We start from the raw sequence: 22,493 nt of genomic DNA on the forward strand, positions 1-22,493 counted from the left end.
GTGCGTCCGTCAGCCAAAACTCGTCCATCCGATCCTCCTTCGTCACAAAGGAATCACGGACACTCCTGACAAGCCAAATTTATGGGTCAGGAGCCTAGATTATAACGATAGACTAGGTGGCCTTCACTTCGATTAGTTTTCGCCCGATGTTGTACAGCCGCTTCTCGTCCTCGTGGGCGCAACGCGTGAAATTGGCGAGCTTGTGGTTATCTCGCTGGCCCATTTTGAAAGCCTCGATTACGTGTCCCATCTCCTTGGAATTACCTTTACTGAAGGCCTCCTTGAGTTCAGCGCGGCCCTTCACATCCTCGCCGTGGTTCAAGCTGAAGTCCAAGTCCTCTTTAACTGATTTCCAGTTCGCGGACATTTCTTCCTCCCTTGCTCCAAACGGAGCAGATACGAGGATACGCCCCTTTTCAGTTCCGTCGAGGCGATTGGTAGCAATGGCTACGCACTCGGCTCCGAACAGGACAAGGTGAGGCCGATGGACTTGACGGGGCTCCGTAATCACGCCGCCTGAGCAAGCTCCAGGCGGCCGCCGTTGCAAACAGGGCAGTGGCACACGGGAGTGTCGGTCTCGCTCACATCGTACTCGTGCTCGCACTCAAGACAGCGCAGCACGTAGACCTCCCGAAAGTGATCGTTGCCCGGCCAGCCAGTCTTCCGAAGCACCATCTGGTCGTTGCGGTTCACGTAGCCCAGGTCGGTCGATGCTGTTGCCATGTGCCTTCTACCTCATCCCGCTGCAGGTCTTGATGGCCCGCGTAGGGGAGGTGTTGCGCGCCCGAGTTACCGATTGATGAGCGCAGTGCCGGCAATGCCCGCTTCCCACACCCGCTCGGTTCGATAGGCCCCATCCCGCAGGGCACGGGCCGCCTCGCCCGCCCCGCCGCAGCAACGGGTCCTCCGGCGTCTGTGCACTGACTGCGGGCAGAGTTGCTCCCGACTTTCGAGCCTCTACAGCCCCGAAAATGTAGGTGAACGACGGCGGTTTCCATGGAGAAGGGCATCAGCCTCAGCGAGCTCGCGAGGCAGCTGGGCCGCGCGAAGTCGGGCCTGCACAAGCTGGCCGCCAAAGGGCAGATCCCTCAGCGCGACGATGGCAAGTTCGACCTCGAAGCGGTGCGGTTGGCGCTCGTCAGCAACACCGATCCAAGCCGTCAGGGCGAAGCGTTCGCGGGCGGTCACCAGCCGGTGAACGGTGAACGGCTGGCACGAACGGTCGAGCCCGCACCTGACGTTGCTGCCCAAGCCTCCGTCGAGGCGCAGCTGGCCGTGACGCGGATTCGAGAGATCCTGCTGGCCGAAGGCGTCGGGGTCGATGGCCCGCTAACGTTCAACCACGCGAGGACGGCCGAGAAGATTGTCCAGACCTGGCAGCGAGATCAGGCCCATGCCGAAGCGAAGGGCAAAGTCGTCGACGCCGAGACGGCCGGCCGCCGCTGGGCCGACGAGATCGTGAAGCTCGGGGCCCGCATGCTCGCCATACCGGGCGACTGCGCGCTGGAGCTGAGCCACCTGACCAAGCACGAGGTGTCGGTGATCGACCGGATCGTGCGTGACGCGATGGACCAGGCAGCCGGTGACGGACCTCCTTGACCGCACCGTTGCGGCGGCGCTCGCCAAATTCCGGCCGCCGCCCCGCCTGCCTCTGTCGCAGTGGATCGAGCGGCACCTACGGCTTCCCGAGGGCTTGGTCGCAAAACCCGGTCCCATCCGTCTGTGGCCGTTCCAGCGCGAGATCGCCGACGCGATCACCGATCCGGAGATCGAGCGCGTCACCGTCAAGAAGTGCGTACGCGTCGGCTACACGACCCTGCTGACCGGGGCTACGGCGAGCTACGTCGCCAACGAGCCGGCACCGATCCTGACGCTCCTCCCAACGGAGGACGACTGCCGAAACTACATCGTCTCCGACCTGGAGCCGATCTTCGACGCCAGCCCGACCGTGGCCGGCATCCTTGCCACCGCTGCCGACGAGACCGGCCGCAACACCATCCGCCACCGCCGCTTCCCGGGCGGGTCGCTCAAGATCGTCGCCGCCCGCTCGCCGCGCAACCTGCGCGCTCACACCGTCCGCATCCTCCTCATCGACGAGGAAGACGCGATGGAGGTGACGAACGAGGGTGACGCCCTCGACCTCGCCATCAAGCGGACCCTGTCGTTTCCGAACCGGAAGATCATCCGGGGCTCGACGCCCACCGACGCCGATACCTCGACGATCTGCCGAGAATACGAGGCCTCTGATCAGCGGGTTCGCGAGTTCCGGTGCGTCGAGTGCAAAGAGTTCGCCCACTGCGAGACGTTCTTCAACCAGCACGATCGCTGGATCGACGGCATCACCCCGTGGATCCACGGCAAGCCGGCGCAGGGCAACCTCACCTTCGGCGTGTGCGGCACCTACCGCGGCGAACCCGACTTCGACTCCGTGCTGTCAATGACGACGCTGGCCCCGCCGCAGGTGAAGCTCACCAACGCGGCCGGCCCCGACGATCCGATGACGACGGTGGAGCCGTTCTTCCTCAAGGGCGGGCGGTTCTACACCTACTTCACCAGCACGCCGGCCGCGTACATCCACGCGGTGCCGACGAGGTGAACCCGCATTCCGGCACCTACTTCTACGGGCTTAACGGCGGCACGTGGTTCGCCCAATCGGAACGCCATCGCCGGGCTGTCCGGCCTCGCGCTGGCGGAATCGCTCTGCCGCACGGGCCAACCCGTGTTCGTGACCCGGGGCGATGGTCGGGTGTTCGGCTTCTACGGCATCGAGAGCGTGAAGCAGAGCCACACCGCCATCGGACCGCAGACCGGTGGCATCGGCCAGGCGATCAAGCACGAGCTCAAGCTGGTCCCCGTGGGCCAGCAGGGCGCGAGCGTCGGCGCCGACATGCTGTCCACCCTCATCAGCCTCTTCGGGTAGCCGCACCATGGCGACAAAACGGACGGTTGGCGGCGCTGGGATCACCGTCGAGATCCTGCTGTGGCGGCACGGCAAGGTTCGCGGTGCGACCTCGGCCCGGCTGACCCAGACGCTGGAGATGAACCCGGGCCTCGCCGCCCTCGGGGCCGAACTGCCGCTAGGCACCGTGGTGATGCTGCCGGACCTGCCGCCTGTCACCGAGCGGGCGACGTCGACGGCGCCGGCCGTCTCCCTGTTCGACGATTGAGGCCGCGATGCCCCTGACCGTCCCCTGGACCCTGACCATCAACGGCAAGCCGGTGACCGACCGATTTAACCCCTACGTCGTCGAGATCGAGACCGTCGACGGATCAGGCGACGACGGTGATTCCGCAAGGATCACCCTGCGCGACGATGGCCGCATCATCATGCCCCGCAAGGGAGCCGAGATCACCATCACCATCATGGGCGAGCCGGTGTTCACCGGGGTCCTTAAGGCGCCACGTTGCACCACCGCCAAGGGCCAAGGCGGGCAGATGATGCTCAACGCCACCGGGCACGACACCGAGGGGCCGGCGAAAGAAGGGCGGCAGCTCGTCAAGGAAAACGGCACCCTCGAGGAATACTTGACCGGGCTGGGCAAAAAGGCCGGGTTCACCGTTAAGGTCGATCCCGAACTCGCCAAGATCAAGCGCACGCTCTGGGCCTCGGAAGGCCGGTCGTTCCAGCACGTCGCGCAGCAGCTCGCCAACGAGAACGGCGCCACCCTCAAGATGTCCGGCAAGAAGGCGGTGATCGCCAAGCGCGGGGCCGGGATGACGCCGGGGGGCAAGGCGCTGCCAACGGTTCGGGCGACGGGCGGCGCGAACCTGATCTCGGCTAACATCGAACCCTACGAGGCGAGCGCGGTCTACCGCGACGTGCGCCTAACCTTCTTCGATCGGAAGACGGCGAAGTTCGTCGATGAGAAGACCGAAATCCGCCCCGCCGGCGGCACGGCCAGCGGCCCGACAGCCACCCTGCGCGGGCGCGCCGCCGACAAGGACGACACCAAGGCGAAGGGCAAAGGCCGGGCGAGCCAGGCCGAGCGCGACAAGGGCGGCGGCACCGTCGAGATGACGATCGAGCCCATGGCCAAGGCCGAGGGGACCTGCATCGTCGAGCGGTGGCGGCCCGGTACGAACGGCAGCTATCGGATTGAGAGCGCCACCCACACCCTGCGCGCGGCCGAAAGCGGCGGCGCGACCACCAAGCTCACGCTGAAGCAGCCCGACGACAAAGCGGGCAAGGACGACCGGAAGGCCGGCGACTAAGCGGACCGGCGCCGGAAACTTTCCGGACCACCCGTCAGTCCGCCCGCTGCGCCACCGGCGTCGGCGACCGCACGAAGATCAGCACGCCACCGGCCACGGACAGTCCGAGGGCGATGACGACGAGCAGGAAGAACCAACGGGGCATGGGGCCGGATAGCACGCCGAGCGCGCCCGAGCCCTGCGAGAATTTCGCACCCCTTACGGCCTGACGATCCCGCAGCGGCCAGGCAACGCCGCGCTTTTCCATTGGAGACGACCACCATGACAATCGCTGAGATTCAGCGTGCTCTCTTGGCGCGCGGGTATGACCTTGGGCCGGCTGGCGCCGATGGCGATGCCGGGCCCCGGACCATCGCGGCGGTGCAGGCCTTCCAGCGCACCGCCGGCCTCGTCGCGGACGGCATCGCTGGGTCGCTGACGCAGAAGGCGCTCGGCACAGCCGACGTGTCGGAGAAGAAGGCCGAGCCGGATCAGCCCGGGTGGCTGGCGCTGGCCGCCGACATGCTCAGCGTGAAGGAGGGCCCCGGCGCCGCGAACAACGCTCAGGTGGTGAAGCTGTTCGCCGATGCGGGTTTCCCCGGCATCAAGACCGACGACACGGCGTGGTGCGCTGCCTACGTGAACGCGATGCTCGAGCGGGCCGGGCACCGCGGCTCGCGCAGCCTCGCCGCTCGCTCATTCGAGAATTGGGGTATCGGCCTCAAGGATCCCGTCCTGGGGTGCATCGCCACCAAGAAGCGGGGCAACTCGACCTGGCAGGGGCACACGTTCTTCGTCGTGGGCGCCAGCAAGGATCAGGTGTTCGGCCTCGGCGGCAACCAATCCGATCAGGTATCGGTGGCGTCCTTCAAGCGCTCCGAGATCGTCTCCTACCGCTGGCCGTCCGACGTGCCGATCCCGACGGCCTCGAAGCTGCCGACCACCGTGGCGGGGGCGCGCTCCGGCGTGAGTGAAGCGTGATGCCCCCGGATCGCCCCGTCTTCCCGGCCGCGCCCCGCCGCGCGTCCGATCCGCCGCCGCAGCCTCTGCCGCCGCCGCGCTACCCCGAGAACCCGTCCCCGTGGGCGCGGCTCGGCCGGTGGCTGTTCGACCGCATCACCCGGCACTGAAGCCGGTCCAGCGCCGCCTCACCCTGGCGCGCAACCTTCTCCCGAGCCGGCCGGGTCCGCCGCGCAACCCCCCACATCGAGAGCACGACCATGAACAGCGAACAGCTGACCTCCCTGCTGCGCACTGTCCTCCAGTTCGCGGGCGGCATCGCCGTCGGCCGCGGCTGGATCGACGCCGAGACCTCGACCGCCATCATCGGCGCCCTTGTCACCATCGCCGCCACCGCCTGGAGCCTCTACACCCGCCGCTCGGCCGGCCTCGTCGCGTCCGCCGCCGCCGTGCCGTCGGTGCAGAGCATCACCGCCTCGCCGCGCATCGTCGATGCCGTGGCGAGCGACAAGGTCCAGACGGCCCGCTGACCCGTGAGCCTCGCCAGCCTCATCATCGGCTTCGTCACCAGCCTCCTGAACAAGTGGCTGGAGACGAAGCGCGCCGAACAGGCCCTGCGCGACCTCGGAGCGGCGACGCAGGCCAACGCCTCGCGCGTCGAGGCCGAGCGTCAGGAAGCCATCGCCCGGCGCGCGGGCGAGGCGGCCGCCGCCGAGCCCGACGACCCACGCGACCTCCGGAGAGACCCATGACCTTCACCTGCGCCGCTGCTGGGTTCTTCGTGTTCGCCTGCAACGCGCCAGATCCGATGCCTGCGGCCGCCCGGTTCTGTGAGACCGCCGCCCTGATCCGATACTCGGCTCAGGACACGACCGAGACGAGGCGCCAGCTGCGCGTGGCGAACGCGAAATTCCGGGCTGTGTGCGGGGAGGGCCGCCCATGAACAATGGCAGCGGCACCTCTTCGCTCAACAAGACCCGGTCCACCGAGTGGTTGCTGTCGGTTTGTGCGGTCCTCTGGGGCTGGGCGATCCTTCAGCCTGAGGTCGCGTTCACGCTGCCGGCCTACCACCTGATGGCCGAACTCATGACGGAGAGCCGGTGGGGCGCCCTGGCGATCCTGATCGGGTCGCTGCGCATCCTCGGCCTCGGGATCAACGGGTTCTGGCGACGGTCGCCCCTGCTGCGCGCGGCCGGCACCCTGGCATCCGGTCTGTTCTGGATGTGCATCGGCGTTCTGATCTTCGCCGCATCGAGCAAGTCCGGTTCGCCCCTGGCGGCCGGTTCATATTTCTACCCGGCGTTCTTCGCATTCGAGGGGTGGTGCCTCGCCGCCGCCGGGTACGACATGCAGAAGAATGGCTCGCTGTCGGTGCGGGGTCGCTGATGTCGCCAGAGGCTAAGGAACTGTTGGACTACCTCCTGGCCTTCGCGGGCCCGGGCGCGGCAGGCGGTGTGGCTCTGGCATTCTTCGGATGGCTGAAGGCGAAGGCCGAGAAGCCGCATATCGCGGACAAGCCGTCGGTTGGAGCCGCCGCGATGGCGCAGATCGGCGGCATGGTGATGGGGCAGGGCGACCTAAAGGATCTCGTCGAAGGGCTGCGCACGGTCGCCGCCTCGCACGACCGGTGCACCCTTGTACGCGAGGCGGAGATGCTTGCTCGGAAGGAGGAGGCGAAGGAGCATCGCGAGCACGAGCGGCGGCTTCTCGAGGAGCGGCGGCAGCACGAGCAGCGGCTTGCCGAGGACCGGCACCGGGAGCACCGCGAGCTGATCGATGCGATCCAGGGGCTCACGCGCGGCGCGCGGGATATCCGATGCGCGGGATAGCCGATCGAGGCACCGAGCCCATCCTGCGATCGGGGCAACCCATGTGATAGCCGCTCGCGAATCGGCCGCCTAACTTCGGGTCCTCAACCCAGACCCACCTTGACCCGCTCGGAGCAATCCGCAGCGGGTTCTTTGTTGAGCCTCACCCCGAAGACGAACATACAAGCAGGTGCCGTCTACGCTGTTTTAGTGGCTATTAACGTGTTGCCGCAAGCTAACTCTCGCACTGCTGTGTCGCTTAATGCGCCAATCATACGGCGCCAAAATGGATCAAGCGGACTTAATTTAGTCAGTTCCCCAATGGTCATACGCGCCATTTCTGCGCGCTCCATTTCTGGAAGTTGCCCCATCAAAGAAGCTAAGTACCAGTTAATGCTAAAGGCTGGATCCTCGTATAATTCAGTTGTGATGCGATTGATCTCGAAACCTTCTTTAAAGAGCAACTCCAGCCCCATACGCGTTGCGTTGTAATAGTGCGACGGGTAGCCATGAACGGGCTGTAGGAATGGCCAGTTGATAAATGCCTTACCGCCAGGCTTGAGCATTCTTCGAATTTCTGCAGCGACCTTCCAGGGATACATTGTGTGCTCAAGGACTGCGGCACAGCAAATACCATCAAGCGATCCGCTCACAATTGGGTATTCACAGGTCGGATCTACAATTACGTCAGCTGTAAGGGAGGGGTAAACTTCAAGATAGAGACATTGATCATAGACGTCTCGTCGCAGTCCTGCCCCAAGATCCATGAATAACCCGTTTGGATTCGCCTGGATTTCATCAATGAAGGGGTGGAAATTACCCCCCTGCGAATCAACCGAATAGTCCAAGTGTGAAAAATGACGGTCCCCATAAACGATTGGAAAGCTCCCGTCCTCGCCTTTGAATCGAAACGGAACGCCATCTTTGAGGACAGCCCGGAACCGCTCGAACTTTCGCGTGAAATAATCTTGACGATCAGAGAGGAACGACTTGGAAACCTGCCGACGTTTCTCGCCGTGTCCATACTCGGTATAATGGGTGAGAGCAGTGGAGCCGCTATGGCTAACGTGGTTCGCCACATCGAGATTAGCCAGCAGATACCCTTCCGGATGAAACGTCTCGGGGGTGATGAACTCGAGAACGTTAATCGGCATCAGGCTTCCTTGTTTCAGCGTGAGAGTGGTCGCTCATTGGGACCGAGGCACCCATCAGGGATGCGTACCATCTTAGCGAACGGACACAAGGCTGGCATCGAACAGCTGCTCCGCGGGCGATCTTGAACTTTCACGGCGGTCGAGTAGGAATTCGCTCATGAAGATTCCCCGCATCATCCAGAAGCTCCGGTCCCTTTCCACGGAGGGCCTTATGCCGGGCTTCGATGCGATTTATTACCGCTACTGGTATCGTGATGTCAGCCAGTATCCCGGCACTCCATTGCAGCACTACCTACGGCACGGGTGGAAAGAGGGTCGCGACCCGAGTGCGGGCTTCAGCGGAGATGGCTACCTCGCAGCCAACCCGGACGTGAAAGCCAACGGCTTCAATCCGCTCGTGCATTTTCTCGAGTTTGGCTTGGCCGAAGGGCGAAAGGGTTGGGCGAAGGACCCCAAAGCTCCAGCGCCGCTTGGGCGATACGTTCCGCCGGGCGAGCCCCAGAAGCTGTTGGCACCTCCGAAAAAGGGCTGACACATCGACCTGTCTGGCTCACGCCGCGGCGGGTTTTTGTTGCTCGTTCTGTCGCTTCAACGAACCGAGGATGGGTCAAACGCCGGCTCGAACATCCACGTCACCCAGCCGTTGGTTTCATCCAAGAAGCCAGCGAGGAAACGATGAGCGAGAATAAAGCGCCCCCGAGTGATGCGACGTCCGCGCCGACTGCCCCCGATCCGCAGGACGCTCTGAACGTGCCCATGGATCAGGTAATCACGAAGACTCCGAAGATCGAAGGTAGCCACACGCAGGAGACGATCGATCCGGCGGAGCGGCTACCCGAGGACCCTGAGGATCAGAACGACCTCGCCTGACCCGGTACACATGCCGACCTGAAGCCCGCCCGGCTCACGCCGCGGCGGGTCTTCTTATCTTGTGTTGAAGATTTCTGCCTCAACTGAACGTAGAGCCGACTCGATGCGCGTCGTCTGGAGGGGGCATCTTGTCAGAGGTGGAGCCACCACGTCCCGGCGCCGAGCGCTGCTCGACGCAATACTACCGGGCCATCACGCGACACACCGACGGACGCATCATCCACGTGCGAGATATTCGGGCGGGCAGCGATGAGGAAGCGATCCGGATCGTGACCGAGCGAGGCACGGACATCCGCACCGACCTCTGGAGCCAGAGCGGACTTGTTCGGCGCTTTGGGGTGCCGGCGGTGTAGGGCGGAACCGCCCGGCTTCTGAGCCGTTCACCAATCCTCATCGAGACCCCACCTTGACCCGCCCGGAGCAATCCGCGGCGGGTTTTCTCATTTTGGAGTACATCTTGACAACAATGAGATTGATATAAGTTGATTACATAGATCAATCTATATTATTTTTGAGGTCATTTACTTACTTTTTATGAGTTGCATGCGACTTTATCGGCAAAATTGGAGATGAATTTCGATGGGTCGAATTCAGTGCCAGGGCTGCCACGACGGAGAGCCGTTGGCTTTCGATTTTACAATGGCGTTCCATCCTATCGTTGATATTGAGCGCCGTTCTGTTTGGGGCTACGAAGCCTTGGTTCGGGGTACGGAAGGTCAGGGGGCCTTCCAGATCCTCTCGCAAGTCGATGAGACCAACCGCTACAAATTTGATCAAGCCTGTCGTGTTAAGGCCATCGAGTTGGCTGGAAGTCTGTTCCTGAACGGGGATACGAAACTCTCCATCAACTTTATGCCGAACGCGGTCTACGAGCCAGCGGCGTGTATCCGGGCTACCCTAGAGGCGGCACGCCGTGTCGGGTTCGCTCACGAGCAGATCATGTTCGAGTTCACTGAGAACGAGCGCATGGCTGACGTTGCGCATGTAAAGCGGATTATCTCCGAGTATCGCAAGCAAGGCTTTGTCACTGCCCTAGACGACTTTGGTGCTGGGTATGCCGGGCTCAACCTACTGGCTAACTTTCTACCTGATCTGATCAAGCTCGATATGGAATTGATCCGTGGGATCGCCACGTCACCAGAGCGGCAGATTATTATCGCTTGCATCACAACCATGGCCCGCGAGCTTGGTGTCACCGTGTTGGCAGAAGGTGTCGAGACGGACGCAGAACTTATAGCACTTCGCGCGGCTGGGATTCATCTGTTTCAAGGGTATCTGTTCGCCAAGCCAGCGATCGCCCGCTTGCCAGATATTTATATACCGGATTCAACCAATCTTTTCACCGCCGATGGGCCCGCCGGAGCGCCGACATTGCCCAATGCTGCCTAATTGTCATCGGTTGTAGAATAGGAATACCCCGCCGCCCGATCTGCTCACGGGCCGGCGGGGTGGGACGCCCATCTCACGCTTGAGCCGGTACGCAACGCGGCTCGACTGCAGGATGCGGACTGCGAGTTATCGTCTTATCAAGGGGACGATGCCGGGCGGCTCCCGATTCGGGATCACCCCTGCTCCGGCCGGGCGAGCAGGATCGCGGTACGCACGGCGGCGCGCTTCAGGTGGTCCGTCGCATCTTCGTTGGCCGTTGTGACGGAAGCCCACTCGTGCGCGCGCACGGCCTCGGCGAGGTCGAGGCGATACCCCTCGCCGAACAGGAACGCCGTGGTGCCCGGATCGGCCATGAAGGCGTCCACCGCAGCGACGATGTCCGCTTCGGTCACGGCCTTCGCTTTGAACAGCTCGCCGGTGGTCTGAGGTGCGTTGGCCATACTCGCCAGATAGGGCCTACCGCCCGAACAGCCAGATTAGTAGGGCGGATAGGGCCCGCATGCAGTCGCCTAGATTTTGGTCAGATCAGCGGGGGCTCCGCAAGAGCTCTCATTGACCGATTCGGCCGCAATCTGCAATACAAAGGCCAAGCACTTTTTGCGTAATTCAGGATCATGGATAGATAGAAAGCTTTTCATAAGCGAAGCGGATTGCGCTAGCTCTGTATCCAGCGTGCTTGCGTTCGGCCCAAACGCATCGATTCCAATGCCGATACTTTCCGCAATTCTTCGCATGGTAAGCTCAGATCGCAGGATATGATTCGTCATTTGCGTACCCGCTTGCAGCAGCGACAACCTCGCTTAGGTGATCACCAGATTGATACGTGACAGCCCGAACCGCGTCATCGAAGAGCACGCGCAAGCAGGCGTAAATTTCAGCTATCAAAAATCGATTTTACTATCCCATGTGATTTTGACGCCTGCAATTAATCGCTTTGGAATTGTCAAAAAGTCAATGCAAGCTCTTGGATGTAATATCAAAACCTTCCTTAGAAAGTTCTTTTCCAAGCTCGAGTAACAGCATGTCAACGAGCATTTTTAAAACGCTCGAATCCTCTTCTAGCAAAATATTCTTAAGAGATATCAGGTTGTCGACTAGGCTTTCGATGACATCGATCCGCCGGCCGGCGTCGCAATTGCCGGCGCGGGCATTCGTTATATCAACGGCCATGCCGATGCAGCGAGGGCCCTGGCCTTTCCCGTCCGCATCGACTTGTCCACGCGCAGAAACCCAACGTACGCTTCCATCAGCACACACGGTTCGGAATTGTGCCGCAAACCGTCCGAGACTGACATGCGCCTTGTGGGCGAGCTCGGCGACACGCTCTCGATCATCAGGGTGAATGCCGGTCAGAAAAACGGATAGCGGCACGCCACAAACAGCGTTCTCAGGTGCGATACCCATCAATTCGATCAGCGATCCCGAGAGGTAAACACGGTCCGCATGTAGATCATTTTCCCAGGCGCCAACGAAACCGTATGCGTTGAGAGCAGATTCAACATCCGCACTGACAGCCCTATCGCGCTTTCCATCTGACGGCATGAGTTTTCCCTCGGGGCGTGGGGTTCAAACTTCGCGTTCCTTACCATGTTCCATACCCGCGGTTGAGCGATCCGCCGCGCTTCGGGCGAAAAGTTCGCCCTGCGAAGATCCTGTTAACCAAGGCGATGCAATCTGCGGCATTATCGTTGAAGAGACTGAGACCGATAGATGCGATTCGCAGCTAAAACCGGCTTCGCCATCGGCCTTGCAAGTCTAATTATCACCGAGCACGCTTTTTCGAAGTCGGGCGATCCACCCCGATTTACTGATCCAGATCTGATTGCACTGGAAAAGCTTGGCACGCGAGCAAAAAAGGCGATGGAAGCTTTCGTTCTACGACCTCGGCTGCCCGATTCCTACAATTTTGTATGTTCGGGATGTTTAGTTGACGAAAACAAAGCGGTCTTGCATCGGATCGCGAAGGCGCCAACTAGAACGCTGCCTGAAGAAATGATAGTTGCAAGCTATGACACATCTCAAACTATCAAATCGAGATATGTGTCCCTGCAAGCAAAGAGGGTCAGGCGGGCAATAGCTGCAAAGCGGCTGGCCTCGACACGGCGTCGACCTATCAAGCGAGCGGCTCAGGTTCGCTCAGATTCGTACAACACCCAGTCGTGGGATGACGAACTGCGTCGATAACCATCACGCCGCCGGATCCCGCCGCGCGCCCTGCGCTACGATCCGCATCTCGGCATCCGGCAGCGGGCGCTGAAGCTCCAGGGCAATCTCCGTGGGGGCCGCGAGCCACATGCTCCACTCCTCCTGCGTCGTCAGCAGCACCGGCATGGCCTTGGGATGGATCGGGCCGACGACGCCGTTCGGCTCACAGGTGAGGAACGAGAACAGGTGGTGCTCCTCCTCGATCCGGTCGGGGTTCTCGGCCTTCGTTCCACGCACGCCGGTCCAGGAGCGCCAGATACCCGCGAAGGCGAACAGAGGGCGCGCGTCGTCGAGGGCGAACCACGTCGGGGTCTTCTTCGGCTTAGTGTCGGCGTACTCGCTGAAGGATGAGACCGGGACCAGGCAGCGGAACTCGGGCTTCAGCCAAGGCCGCCAGTGCGGGCTCTTCACGTTGCGCACGTTTGTGACGGGGTGCTCGCCGAACTGCTTCGGCCCGGGGATGCCCCAGCGGAACATCTCCATCACGCGTTCGCCGTTCGCGTCGACCCGCACGATCGGTGCCCGCTGATCGGGGAAGATCCCCGGCATGGCCGGCAGGTTGCCGGTGCGATCGACCGAAACGCCGAAGGATTCCCTGATCTCCGCCTGCGACGTCACCAGGCTGTAGAGGTTGCACATCCGCTCATGTCCTCGACGGCAGGCCGCCCTTCGCCGCGGTCCCCGTGGTGTCGAGCTTGGCCCGGCAGCCGACGCCATAGACGTTGGGCTGGCGGCTCCCGACCTCGCGCTGGTAGCGGCAGGTTTGCGTGAGCCTGAGGTAGACGTCCAGCACCGAAGCGTGATCACCGAACCGCTGCCGCAGGCCGTCGATGCGATAGACGCCGCGGCGGTCGCACGGTCCGCAGGTGATGACGAGGCGCTCGGCCCGGACATCGCAGAGGCGCTCCATCTCAAGCGCGCTCGGTTCGAGTACCAGCCCGGACGAACCCGCGGGAGACGAGCCGCTCGGTCGTGGCAAGCCGGTCCTCAAGGGCGAGGAGGTCTTCGGCCGCGTCGCGCAGCGCCTGATCGACATCACCGCCGGCCGCCTCCTCGTAGGCGAGGGCGATGACCTCGGCTTGGCTCATCGACGCCATTTCGGCGATCTGTGCGGCGGTCATTGGCAAGCTCCTTCTGAGAACAAAGAAGGAACATACGGTCCCGGTTCCGGGGTCAATTGCGGCGTCACTGCCCTGTGCGGACTGGGGATAACTCGAAACGAATCATTGCCGGGGGAGCGTCACGCTCTGATTCGCGAAGGCCGTCGCTGCGCTGACTGCGAGGGGAAGGCGTTCAATGAAACTGCCCCAAAAAGGTGCGGGGGCCGCAGGAAATAACCCTTATCCGTCAGAGGGGTCCCTCATCCCGCACTTCGTTCTAAAGCACTCTATTTGTTCATCTATTCCACATCTGCCGGGCCCACCACCTTCGTCAGGAGAACCGCAAGGGATCGTGTGCCTTCCGGTTCAACCAATGCCTCGAACTTTCGTCCTAGCCGCCATACCGAAGCGCCTCCACGAGCACGGCGAGGGCCGGTGTGAGGGGGAGGCGGCTGGCGTGATAGAGGTGATAGCCGGAGAACGGCTCGCACCACGCTGCGAGCACCGGCACCAGGCGTCCCGTCGCGACATGCCCCTGCACCTGATCCTGGGGCAGGTATGCGATACCAAAACCGTCCAAGGCCGCTTCGAGGATCAGCGTGACCGAGTTGAAGACGAGTTGCCCCTCCACCCGCACATGCAGGGCGCGCCCCTCGTTCTCGAACTCCCAGGCGTAGAGCGCCCCCAGGGTCGGCAGCCGTAGGTTGATGCAGGCGTGGTCGGTGAGGTCCTCCGGCCGGCGCGGGGGCGGACGCGTGGCGAAGTAGGCCGGCGCGCCGACCGCGGCCATGCGCATGTCGGGCCCGATCCGGACCGCGGTCATGTCCCGGGCCACCATCCCGCCGAGTCGGATGCCGGCATCGAACCCCTCGGCGACGATGTCGGTCAGGCCGTAATCGATGCTCGTCTCGACCTTGATGTCGGGGTAGACCGGCAGGAGACGCCGGAGGGCCGGCCAGAGGACCGTCTTGGCCGCGTGCTCGTCGGCGGTGATGCGCAGCGTCCCCGCAGGCCGGCCGCGCATCTCGGCCAAGGCGACGAGTCCGGCTTCGATTTCGTCGAAGCGCGGCCCGACGGCCTTCAGGAGGCGCTCGCCGGCCTCCGTCGCCGACACGCTGCGGGTCGTCCGGGCCAGCAACCGGATGCCGAGACGTGTCTCGAGGGCACGCACGGTCTGACTGAGCGCCGGCTGCGAAACCCCCAGCTGCGCCGCCGCTTTCGTGAAGCTGCCCAGGCGGGCCACCGCGAGGAAGGCGGTGAGGTCGTTCAGGCTTTCCCGCAGCATCCATAAGCCTCGCTCATGACCCCATGTCGGTACGAGCCCCTAATCCGATCCGATCCCGGGGGCTAGTTACGCACACGCCCCGGCTCGGCGTGCTCGCAGCGCATCGGGCCGTCATTTTCGCTGGAGCATGGTTCATGGAGATCAAGCGCGTCGGCTCGCAGCCGTCGGCCAAGGGGCCGGACGCCTGGTTCAGCGGCACCGTCCGCATCGACCCGCTGTTCGGCGCGACGGAGCCGGCCCGCGCGAGCGGTGCTCTGGTGACCTTCGAGCCCGGCGCCCGCACGGCGTGGCACACTCATCCACTCGGCCAGACGCTCATCGTCACGGCGGGTTGCGGGCGGGTCCAGCGCGACGGCGGTCCCATCGAAGACGTCCGCCCCGGCGACGTGGTCTGGTTCCCACCGGGTGAAAAGCACTGGCACGGTGCCGGGCCGACCACCGCCATGAGCCACATGGCCATCCAGGAGGCGCTGAACGGCAGCGCCGTCGTTTGGATGGAGAAGGTCTCCGACCGACAATACGCAGCCTGACACCGACGACGCGGACCCTGCCGGAGCTCTCGCGGGCCCGACCCGGGGCGGGGCTGCGCGCGCATGAATCACAGGCGAGCACAAATCACAGGGAAGGGGCGGGATGCCCATGAATCCGAAGGAAGTCTGCATCGAACGTGGATCGCTCGCCCCAGAGACGGGGGTCGGGGCGTCGCGCGGATGGGGTGCGGTGCTCGCCATGACCCTCTGCTCCACCACGCTCGTGGCCTCGGAGTTCATGCCCGTCAGCCTGTTGACGCCCATCGCCGCCGACCTCCGCATCACCGAGGGGCACGCGGGGCAGGCCATCGCCGTCTCGGGGCTCTTCGCGCTCCTGACGAGCCTCGTCATCGCGTCCGCCACGCGCGGCATCGACCGCCGTACCGTCCTGGTGGCCATGACGATCCTGATGATGGGATCGGGGCTGATGGTGGCCCTCGCCCCGAACGCGGCGGTGTTCATGGCCGGACGCGCGCTGGTGGGGGTGGTCATCGGCGGGTTCTGGTCGATGTCCGCCGCCATCGTCATGCGCCTGGTCCCGGCGGAGCAGGTTCCCCGGGGCCTCGGGATGTTGAACGGCGGCAACGCGTTGGCCACCACGGTGGCCGCGCCCCTGGGCAGCTTCCTCGGACACTACATCGGCTGGCGTGGGGCGTTCTTCCTCGTCGTGCCGCTCGGGGCGTTGACGCTCGCTTGGTTCCTCGCGAGCCTTCCGACGATGCCGTCCGCGCGCACGGCCGGTGGCGGCACGGTGTTCCGGGTCCTTCGGCGCCGCCAAGTCCCCCTCGGAATGCTCGCCATCTCGCTGTTCTTCCTCGGGCAGTTCGCCCTCTATACCTACCTGCGACCGTTCCTCGAGACGGTGACGAAACTCGACGTCCCGACTTTGTCCCTGATCCTGATGCTCATCGGCGGCGCCGGCGTGCTCGGAACCTACCTCATCGGCTTCCTCCTCCGGTCGCGGCTCCACAGCCTCCTGGTCGCGATGCCCCTCGGGATGGCAGCCATTGCAGTCTCGCTCATGGCGTTGGGCGGCACACCCGTCGCGGTGGCGCTGCTGCTGGCCGCCTGGGGGCTGATCGGCACGGCGGCGCCCGTCGCCTGGTGGACGTGGCTGAGCCGGGTCTTGCCCGACGAAGCCGAGGCCGGTGGCGGGCTCATGGTCGCGGTCGTCCAGCTCGCCATCGCGCTCGGCGCCACCCTGGGCGGCCTTGCCTACGACGCGAGCGGCTACCGCAGCACCTTCGCGGTCAGCGCGGTCGCCCTCGTCGCGTGCGCGGTCGTCGCCATCATGGCTTCGCGGCAGACCTCGCGAGCGTGATCACGATCCCGCCAGCCACATTCCCCGTCCCGGTGACCGATCAAGGATACGATCCATGAAGCACGCACGACACGCCGCGACATCACTGGCGGCGGCAATGGTCCTCGTCCTCGGTGGCGTTGCCGGGCTCCACGGCGAACCGGCCCCGGAGCGGGGCTCCTCCGCATCCCCCGGCAGAAAGACGCCCGCGATGGAAAGTATCCGAATCCGGCTCGCCGGCGAAACCGTCACCGCGACCCTGGAATCCGGCGAGGCCGCCCGGGCCTTCCGGGCGCTCCTGCCCCTCACTCTCAACCTGACCGACTACAGCGCCACCGAAAAGATCGGCGACCTGCCCGGGAAGCTCTCGATTCAGGGCGAGCCCGCCGGCATCGACCCGGAGCCGGGCGACATCACCTACTACGCACCCTGGGGCAATCTCGCGATCTTCTACAAGGATTTCGGGTACTCGCGCGGGCTCGTCCGCCTGGGTCGGCTGAGCCGCATCCCCGACGCGCTCCGCCAGCCCGGACCGATCACGGTGACCATCGAGCCGGCCCCATGACAACGCAGCGTCCGAGATTGCGAAGCCTCGCCCGGGCATTCCCGATCCTGGCCTGCCTGACGGGGACGGCCGGCGGGACCTTGGCCCACGCGGCACCCGGCGCGCTCGCCTACGACCTGCGGACCCATGGGCCGGTCCCCATCCCACCGGGGGAACGAGACCTTCAGACCGTGGTCGCGCAGCCCTGGTTCAAGGTCTCGGACGAAGGGGTTCCCCTGGAAGGACCGTCCTTCGACCGGGCGGGCGACCTGCTGTTCACCGATGCCGGCACCGGCCGCGTTCTCCGCCTCACGCCGGACAGGCGCCTCTCCACGATCGTGCCCGCGAATGCCCTGAACCTCGGTGGGCTCGCGATCCACAAGGACGGGCGCATCTTCGCCGCCGGCACCGGCGGCTTCCGGCATGGCTCCATCGTCTCGGTACGGGCGGACGGTTCGGATCTGCGAACCATCGTCCCCGCCGAGGCGGGGTACGTGGTCAACGACCTCGTCTTCGACGCGCAGGGCGGCTTCTACTTCACCGACTTCCGGGGCACCTCCACCGACCCGAAGGGCGGTGCCTACTACGTCGCGCCCGACCTCACGACCGTTACGCCGGTCCTGCCGAACCTCGCGCTGGCCAACGGTGTCGCGCTCAGTCCGGACGGCAAGACCCTGTGGGTCACCGAGTTCGGTCGCAACCTCCTGCACAGGGTCGACCTCGCCGACGCGACCACGCCGACGCCGCTCGGCACGACGGTGGCCTACCACTTCACCGGTCCGGCGCCCGACTCGATGCGGGCCGATGCCGACGGAAACCTCTACGTCGCCCTGTACGGCCAGGGCCGCGTGCTCGTGTTCAACCGCAACGGCATCCCCATCGGGCAGGTCCTGCTGCCGGGTCGGGACGAGGGCCACAACCTCCGGTCCACCAGCATGGCGTTGCGGCCCGGCACCGGAGACCTGCTCATCGTCGCCAACGACGGCTCAGGCGGCCGGGGCTCCACGATCTTCGAAGCGCACACCTTCGCGAAGGCACTGCGCCTCTTCTCGCACCAGTAACGCCCGGCCCAGCTCCGGACAGCGAAAGTCTCGTCATGACACGCATCGATTCGATGCCCCGATCCGCCCCACCCGCCGGGCAGGGCGGCCGCGGGGCGATCTGGACCCGGCGCGCCGTCGCAATACTCCTCTTCCTCGTCGGCCTCGGGCTCGCCACCGGCGGAACGGCGCTCGTCTGGTACGGCGGCTCGCCCTACTACCTCCTGACCGGCTTGGCCGTCGTGGCGAGCGGCGCCCTGATCTGGCGGCGCGACGAACGTGGCCTTGCGCTCTACGTCGCGGTGCTGGCCGCGACGACGGCGTGGGCGATCTGGGAAGTCGGCTTCGACGCCTGGCAGTTGCTTCCGCGCCTGCTGGCTCCCTTCGTCCTCGGCTTCGCTCTGCTGCTCCCGCCGGTCTTCCGGATCGGTCGGCACGCCTCTCCCGCACGTGCCGCGGCAGGGCTGGCCGTCACCGGCATCATGGCGGCGGCCCTCTTCGTCGGCGGCCTGCTGCATGCGGCCGGCCCCGGCGCGCCGGCCGAGCCCATCCTGCGCCGCGGTAAGGCCGACGGCGTTCCGAGTCCCCTGGCGCAGCCGCTCGCGCGGGTGACGCACGAGGATTGGCCGGCCTTCGGCAACGACCAGGGCGGTACGCGCTTCAGCCCGCTCGCCGACCTCACTCCGGCGAATGTCGGTAAGCTCGCGGTGGCGTGGGAGGCCGAGACCGGCCCCGACACGCCCGGCCCGGCGACTGCCCTCGAGGCGACGCCCATCATGGTCGGCGACGCCCTCTACCTCTGCGACGGCCACAACCGCGTCTTCGCCCTGGAAGCCGAGACCGGGCGCGAGCGCTGGCGCCACGACCTCTCCTACGGCGTGCCGCCCTCCGGCAAGCCGTGCCGGGGCGTCGCCCATTATCGCGTGCCGGATGCGAGCGGCCTTTGTGCCGCCCGCATCATCGCAGCCAGCCAGACACCGGAGCTGATCGCCCTCGACGCCGGGACCGGCGCGCCCTGCACCGACTTCGGCAAAGCCGGCCGCGTCGACCTGCGCGAAGGCCTCAGCGCGTATCCGGAAGGCCAGTACTACGTCAGTTCGGCCCCGCAGATCATCCGCGGGAAGGCGGTCGTCGGAGGCGGCATTCCCGACGGCCAGTTCTGGGGCGGCCCCTCCGGCGTGATTCGCGCCTTCGATGCGCGCACCGGCGAACTCGCCTGGGCCTTCGATGCTGGCCAGCCCGACCGGGCCGGCCCACCGCCGCCGGGGGAGACCTACACCCCGTCCTCTCCCAACAGCTGGGCGCCCATCAGTGCCGACGAAGCGCTGGGGCTGGTCTACCTTCCGATGGGCAATGCCACGCCGGACAATTTCGGCGGCCAGCGACGTCCGTTCGACGAGGCGGTCTCCAGCGCCGTCATCGCCCTCGACGCCGAGACGGGCCGCCTGCGCTGGCGCTTCCAGGCGACGCACCACGACATCTGGGACTACGACACCCCCTCGCAACCGACCCTGCTCGACATGCCGACGGCGAACGGGATTCGGCCGGCCCTGATCCAGCCGACGAAGCGCGGCGAGATCTTCGTGCTCGACCGCGAGACCGGCCAGCCGATCAAGCCCGTCACCGAAGTGTCGGCGCCGCAGGACGGCACCGCCGCCGGCGAACGCCTGGCGCCGACCCAGCCCGCCTCGCTCGATCTACCGGCCCTGCGCGGCGCGACCCTGCGCGAGTCCGACATGTGGGGCGCCACGCCCATCGACCAGATGGTCTGCCGCATCCTGTTCCGCCGGTCGCGCTACGAAGGGCACCTGACCCCGATCACCCTGGACAAGCCGGTCCTCATCGATCCGGGCTCGGTGGGCGGTGTGAACTGGGGCAGCGCCTCCGTCGATATCGACCGCGGGATCATGGTGGCGAACTGGATGCGGTTTCCCGACCGGGTCGAGCTCCTCACCCGCGCCGAGGCGGAGCGGCGCAAGCTCAAGCTCGCCGACGGGAAAGGCCCCGGCGGCGACGCCGACCGGCCGATGCTGAACACGCCCTACGGCGCCTTTGGCGGCCTGTTCATGTCCCCCCTCGGCATTCCCTGCACGGCGCCGCCCTGGGGGTTGATCGCGGCCGTCGACCTGTCGAGCGGCCGCCTGCTGTGGTCGAAGCCCCTCGGGACCGCGCGCGACACCGGCCCCTTCGGCATCCCGTCGATGCTGCCGCTGACCGTTGGGACCCCGGTCTCGGGTGGCTCGGTGGTCACGCGTGGCGGCCTGGTCTTCGTCGGCGCGAGCATGGACCGGACCTTCCGGGCGCTCGACGCGGCAACGGGCCGCGAACTCTGGCAGGCCCGGCTTCCCGGGGGCGGCAACGCCACGCCGATGACCTACCGCAGCCCGGTGAGCGGGCGCCAGTTCGTGGTGGTGGCGGCCGGTGGAAAGCCGCCGCTGGCGATCAGCCTCGGGACCAAGCTGGTCGCCTACGCGCTGCCGCGTTGAGCCTCGTCCTCCTGAAACCCGCCGACGATCCGACCTGGAGTGACCGATGACGCAGACGCATGATTTGACCGGCAAAGTCGCCTTCGTCACGGGCGCGACGAGCGGCATCGGCCGCGCCACCGCCCTGGCGTTCGCCCGAGCCGGTGCCGGTGCCGCCGTCGCGGTCGCCGACATCTCCGAGGACGGTGTCCGGGAACTCGAGGAGATCGCGACTGCCGTGCTCTTCCTTTGCTCGGATCTGGCGGCCTTCGTCGTCGGGCATGCCATGGTGGTCGATGGCGGTCAGACGGTGGGCTGACGTCCACCGCCCGCCCCGCGCTGGCGCAGCGCCTCCACGAGCACCGTGAAGGCGGGGGCGGGCTGACGGCGGCTCGGATAGTAGAGGTGGTACCCCGGGAAGGGCTCGCACCACCCCTCCAGCACCCGGACCAGCCGCCCCTCGGCCAGGTCCCGCTCGACGTGCTCCTCCGGCAGGTAGGCCAACCCGAGCCCGGCGAGCGCGCCTTCCCGGATCAGGCGCAGGCTGGTGAACACGAGCCGGCCTTCGACGCGCACGTCGAGAGCCTCGCCCTTGCGCTCGAATTCCCAGGGGTAGAACCCGCCGCGCGTCGGCCGGCGCAGGTTGATGCACAGGTGTGCCGTGAGGTCCGCCGGATGCCGGGGCTTCCGTCGGCCGGCGAAGTAGCCCGGTGCCCCGACCACGGCCATGCGCATGTCCGGCCCGATCCGCACCGCGACCATGTCCTTCTCGACGTGTTCGCCGATGCGTATGCCCGCATCGAAGCGCTCGGCCACGATATCGATGAGGGCCTGCTCCGTGACGACCTCGACCGTGATGTCGGGGTAACTCGGGAGCAGGCGCGTCAGGACAGGCCACAGAACCGTCGCCGCCGCGTCCTCGCTCGCCGTGATGCGAACGGTGCCGGCCGGCTTGTCCCGCAACTCGGTCAGGGCGGCGAGTTCGACCTGGATCTGCTCGAATTGCGGCCCCACGCTCCGCAACAGACGCTGCCCCGCCTCGGTCGGCGAGACCGCCCGGGTGGAGCGATTCAGCAGCTGCACACCCAGTCGTGCCTCGAGTCCCTTCAGGGCATGGCTCAGGGCCGATTGCGTGATGCCCAGGCGTACCGCGGCGCGGGTGAAGCTGCCCTCCTGCGACACCGTCACGAAGGACAGCAGGTCGGTCAGGTCCGCACTCGCCATCGATGGTCTCCGCGTCGCATGTCCGATGAGCCGGAGAGGCGCCGGGGTGGCGGAACGGCCGAATCCATAAGCTCTGCTCATGACCCTATGTCGATGGACGGCACTAATCAACGAGGTCGGAAACCCTACCTTGGATTTGATCAAATGTGCCCGCTCGCCCTGGGCATCCCACCCTCGATGGGCGGCCGTCGCGCCGTCCCCCTGCAGCCCGTTCGGAGACCGAGATGGGAAGTCCTTCAGATTACGCGTTGAACCGGAGAGATCTGATGGCGGGCGCATCCGCCACGGCGGCCCTGGTGGCCGTGCCCTCTACGGCGGGCGCCGCACCCGCCGGGACCGACAAGCCCGTCCTGGCGAAGGTGTCGCTGACGGTGAACGGCCAGCGCCGGGACCTCGAACTCGACACCCGCACCTCGCTCCTCGACGCG

Annotated in this window: 30 protein-coding genes; 20 read left to right on the forward strand and 10 right to left on the reverse strand. The window is 65.4% G+C overall.

Features of this window, described 5'->3' with window-relative positions:
• Nucleotides 1-112: 112 nt before the first annotated feature.
• Together ASF52_RS09970 and ASF52_RS09975 are read right to left on the reverse strand one after the other, a co-directional pair.
• Complete coding sequence (locus tag ASF52_RS09970; protein ID WP_056171366.1) at nucleotides 113-367, reverse strand: hypothetical protein; 255 nt, start codon at nucleotides 365-367, stop codon at nucleotides 113-115.
• Between the two features lie 140 nt (nucleotides 368-507).
• Nucleotides 508-723, reverse strand: coding sequence for a hypothetical protein (locus ASF52_RS09975; RefSeq protein WP_056171368.1), 216 nt, complete (start codon nucleotides 721-723; stop codon nucleotides 508-510).
• Between the two features lie 273 nt (nucleotides 724-996).
• On the opposite strand from ASF52_RS09975, the gene ASF52_RS09980 reads away from it, so the two are divergent.
• The 11 genes from ASF52_RS09980 to ASF52_RS10035 all read left to right on the forward strand — a co-directional run bounded on the left by ASF52_RS09980 (nucleotide 997) and on the right by ASF52_RS10035 (nucleotide 6,980).
• The gene (locus tag ASF52_RS09980) at nucleotides 997-1,599 is read left to right on the forward strand and encodes a hypothetical protein (RefSeq protein ID WP_056171370.1); all 603 of its coding nucleotides are present in this window, start codon (nucleotides 997-999) and stop codon (nucleotides 1,597-1,599) included.
• The gene (locus ASF52_RS09985) at nucleotides 1,583-2,596 is read left to right on the forward strand and encodes a phage terminase large subunit family protein (protein ID WP_056171373.1); all 1,014 of its coding nucleotides are present in this window, start codon (nucleotides 1,583-1,585) and stop codon (nucleotides 2,594-2,596) included. Before ASF52_RS09980 ends, ASF52_RS09985 begins: the two co-directional genes overlap by 17 nt.
• A 123-nt stretch (nucleotides 2,597-2,719) precedes the next feature.
• Nucleotides 2,720-2,920: a hypothetical protein gene (locus ASF52_RS09990; protein ID WP_056171375.1), complete on the forward strand. Its 201-nt coding sequence runs from the start codon at nucleotides 2,720-2,722 to the stop codon at nucleotides 2,918-2,920.
• Between the two features lie 7 nt (nucleotides 2,921-2,927).
• A complete protein-coding gene (locus ASF52_RS09995) occupies nucleotides 2,928-3,167 on the forward strand; it encodes a tail protein X (protein WP_056171378.1) in 240 nt (79 codons plus the stop codon).
• 7 nt (nucleotides 3,168-3,174) lie between these two features.
• Nucleotides 3,175-4,212 carry a phage late control D family protein gene (locus ASF52_RS10000; RefSeq protein ID WP_056171380.1) on the forward strand — a complete coding sequence of 346 codons (1,038 nt, stop codon included), beginning with the start codon at nucleotides 3,175-3,177 and terminating at the stop codon, nucleotides 4,210-4,212.
• Between the two features lie 261 nt (nucleotides 4,213-4,473).
• Nucleotides 4,474-5,172, forward strand: a complete 699-nt coding sequence (locus ASF52_RS10010) for an NlpC/P60 family protein (protein WP_056171415.1) — start codon at nucleotides 4,474-4,476, stop codon at nucleotides 5,170-5,172.
• A complete protein-coding gene (locus ASF52_RS22550) occupies nucleotides 5,172-5,321 on the forward strand; it encodes a hypothetical protein (RefSeq protein ID WP_156630051.1) in 150 nt (49 codons plus the stop codon). The genes ASF52_RS10010 and ASF52_RS22550 overlap by 1 nt, the downstream gene beginning before the upstream one ends.
• 90 nt (nucleotides 5,322-5,411) lie before the next feature.
• Nucleotides 5,412-5,681, forward strand: a complete 270-nt coding sequence (locus ASF52_RS10015) for a Pam3-gp28 family putative phage holin (protein ID WP_056171384.1) — start codon at nucleotides 5,412-5,414, stop codon at nucleotides 5,679-5,681.
• A gap of 3 nt (nucleotides 5,682-5,684) precedes the next feature.
• A complete protein-coding gene (locus tag ASF52_RS10020) occupies nucleotides 5,685-5,903 on the forward strand; it encodes a hypothetical protein (RefSeq protein ID WP_056171387.1) in 219 nt (72 codons plus the stop codon).
• Nucleotides 5,904-6,090: 187 nt separating this feature from the next.
• The gene (locus tag ASF52_RS10030) at nucleotides 6,091-6,537 is read left to right on the forward strand and encodes a hypothetical protein (RefSeq protein ID WP_056171390.1); all 447 of its coding nucleotides are present in this window, start codon (nucleotides 6,091-6,093) and stop codon (nucleotides 6,535-6,537) included.
• Nucleotides 6,538-6,560: 23 nt separating this feature from the next.
• Entirely contained in the window at nucleotides 6,561-6,980 is a 420-nt protein-coding gene (locus ASF52_RS10035; protein WP_244473768.1) for a hypothetical protein, read from the forward strand.
• A 176-nt stretch (nucleotides 6,981-7,156) separates the two neighbouring features.
• On the opposite strand, the gene ASF52_RS22950 is transcribed toward ASF52_RS10035, so the two are convergent.
• The gene (locus ASF52_RS22950; RefSeq protein ID WP_082515273.1) at nucleotides 7,157-8,113 is read right to left on the reverse strand and encodes a methyltransferase domain-containing protein; all 957 of its coding nucleotides are present in this window, start codon (nucleotides 8,111-8,113) and stop codon (nucleotides 7,157-7,159) included.
• Between the two features lie 157 nt (nucleotides 8,114-8,270).
• Between ASF52_RS22950 and ASF52_RS21980 the strand changes: the two genes are divergently transcribed.
• The 3 genes from ASF52_RS21980 (at nucleotide 8,271) to ASF52_RS10050 (ending at nucleotide 10,372) form a co-directional block, all read left to right on the forward strand.
• A complete protein-coding gene (locus ASF52_RS21980; RefSeq protein ID WP_244473769.1) occupies nucleotides 8,271-8,645 on the forward strand; it encodes a hypothetical protein in 375 nt (124 codons plus the stop codon).
• A 143-nt stretch (nucleotides 8,646-8,788) separates the two neighbouring features.
• Nucleotides 8,789-8,983: a hypothetical protein gene (locus ASF52_RS23060; RefSeq protein WP_056171394.1), complete on the forward strand. Its 195-nt coding sequence runs from the start codon at nucleotides 8,789-8,791 to the stop codon at nucleotides 8,981-8,983.
• A gap of 579 nt (nucleotides 8,984-9,562) precedes the next feature.
• Entirely contained in the window at nucleotides 9,563-10,372 is an 810-nt protein-coding gene (locus ASF52_RS10050) for an EAL domain-containing protein (RefSeq protein WP_056171397.1), read from the forward strand.
• A 173-nt stretch (nucleotides 10,373-10,545) separates the two neighbouring features.
• Here ASF52_RS10050 and ASF52_RS10055 read toward each other — a convergent pair whose 3' ends face one another.
• From ASF52_RS10055 to ASF52_RS10075, 6 genes are all read right to left on the reverse strand, one after another.
• A complete protein-coding gene (locus ASF52_RS10055) occupies nucleotides 10,546-10,812 on the reverse strand; it encodes a hypothetical protein (RefSeq protein WP_056171399.1) in 267 nt (88 codons plus the stop codon).
• Between the two features lie 511 nt (nucleotides 10,813-11,323).
• Entirely contained in the window at nucleotides 11,324-11,914 is a 591-nt protein-coding gene (locus ASF52_RS21985; RefSeq protein WP_082502742.1) for a PAS domain-containing protein, read from the reverse strand.
• A gap of 645 nt (nucleotides 11,915-12,559) precedes the next feature.
• The gene (locus ASF52_RS10060; protein ID WP_056171401.1) at nucleotides 12,560-13,216 is read right to left on the reverse strand and encodes an SOS response-associated peptidase; all 657 of its coding nucleotides are present in this window, start codon (nucleotides 13,214-13,216) and stop codon (nucleotides 12,560-12,562) included.
• 4 nt (nucleotides 13,217-13,220) lie between these two features.
• Nucleotides 13,221-13,487, reverse strand: a complete 267-nt coding sequence (locus ASF52_RS10065) for a hypothetical protein (RefSeq protein ID WP_056171404.1) — start codon at nucleotides 13,485-13,487, stop codon at nucleotides 13,221-13,223.
• 1 nt (nucleotide 13,488) lies between these two features.
• Nucleotides 13,489-13,698 carry a hypothetical protein gene (locus ASF52_RS10070; protein WP_056171406.1) on the reverse strand — a complete coding sequence of 70 codons (210 nt, stop codon included), beginning with the start codon at nucleotides 13,696-13,698 and terminating at the stop codon, nucleotides 13,489-13,491.
• Nucleotides 13,699-14,068: 370 nt separating this feature from the next.
• A complete protein-coding gene (locus tag ASF52_RS10075) occupies nucleotides 14,069-14,962 on the reverse strand; it encodes a LysR family transcriptional regulator (RefSeq protein ID WP_056171408.1) in 894 nt (297 codons plus the stop codon).
• Nucleotides 14,963-15,096: 134 nt separating this feature from the next.
• Between ASF52_RS10075 and ASF52_RS10080 the strand changes: the two genes are divergently transcribed.
• The 6 genes from ASF52_RS10080 to ASF52_RS23470 all read left to right on the forward strand — a co-directional run bounded on the left by ASF52_RS10080 (nucleotide 15,097) and on the right by ASF52_RS23470 (nucleotide 21,160).
• Nucleotides 15,097-15,492 (forward strand): (R)-mandelonitrile lyase, encoded by a 396-nt coding sequence (locus tag ASF52_RS10080; RefSeq protein WP_056171409.1) that lies wholly within the window; start codon nucleotides 15,097-15,099, stop codon nucleotides 15,490-15,492.
• Between the two features lie 109 nt (nucleotides 15,493-15,601).
• Nucleotides 15,602-16,813, forward strand: coding sequence for an MFS transporter (locus ASF52_RS10085; protein WP_056171417.1), 1,212 nt, complete (start codon nucleotides 15,602-15,604; stop codon nucleotides 16,811-16,813).
• Between the two features lie 55 nt (nucleotides 16,814-16,868).
• The gene (locus tag ASF52_RS10090; protein WP_244473770.1) at nucleotides 16,869-17,357 is read left to right on the forward strand and encodes a cyclophilin-like fold protein; all 489 of its coding nucleotides are present in this window, start codon (nucleotides 16,869-16,871) and stop codon (nucleotides 17,355-17,357) included.
• Complete coding sequence (locus ASF52_RS10095) at nucleotides 17,354-18,397, forward strand: SMP-30/gluconolactonase/LRE family protein (protein ID WP_082515274.1); 1,044 nt, start codon at nucleotides 17,354-17,356, stop codon at nucleotides 18,395-18,397. Before ASF52_RS10090 ends, ASF52_RS10095 begins: the two co-directional genes overlap by 4 nt.
• Nucleotides 18,398-18,432: 35 nt before the next feature.
• Nucleotides 18,433-20,862, forward strand: coding sequence for a membrane-bound PQQ-dependent dehydrogenase, glucose/quinate/shikimate family (locus ASF52_RS10100; RefSeq protein ID WP_082515275.1), 2,430 nt, complete (start codon nucleotides 18,433-18,435; stop codon nucleotides 20,860-20,862).
• 46 nt (nucleotides 20,863-20,908) lie between these two features.
• Entirely contained in the window at nucleotides 20,909-21,160 is a 252-nt protein-coding gene (locus ASF52_RS23470; protein WP_056171411.1) for an SDR family oxidoreductase, read from the forward strand.
• Here the strand turns inward: ASF52_RS23470 and ASF52_RS10110 are convergent.
• Nucleotides 21,145-22,065, reverse strand: coding sequence for a LysR family transcriptional regulator (locus tag ASF52_RS10110; protein WP_056171413.1), 921 nt, complete (start codon nucleotides 22,063-22,065; stop codon nucleotides 21,145-21,147). The two genes, ASF52_RS23470 and ASF52_RS10110, sit on opposite strands and share 16 nt — an antisense overlap.
• Nucleotides 22,066-22,493 lie beyond the last annotated feature (428 nt).

This window comes from Methylobacterium sp. Leaf112 (genome assembly GCF_001423295.1).
Taxonomy (GTDB): Bacteria; Pseudomonadota; Alphaproteobacteria; order Rhizobiales; family Beijerinckiaceae; genus Methylobacterium.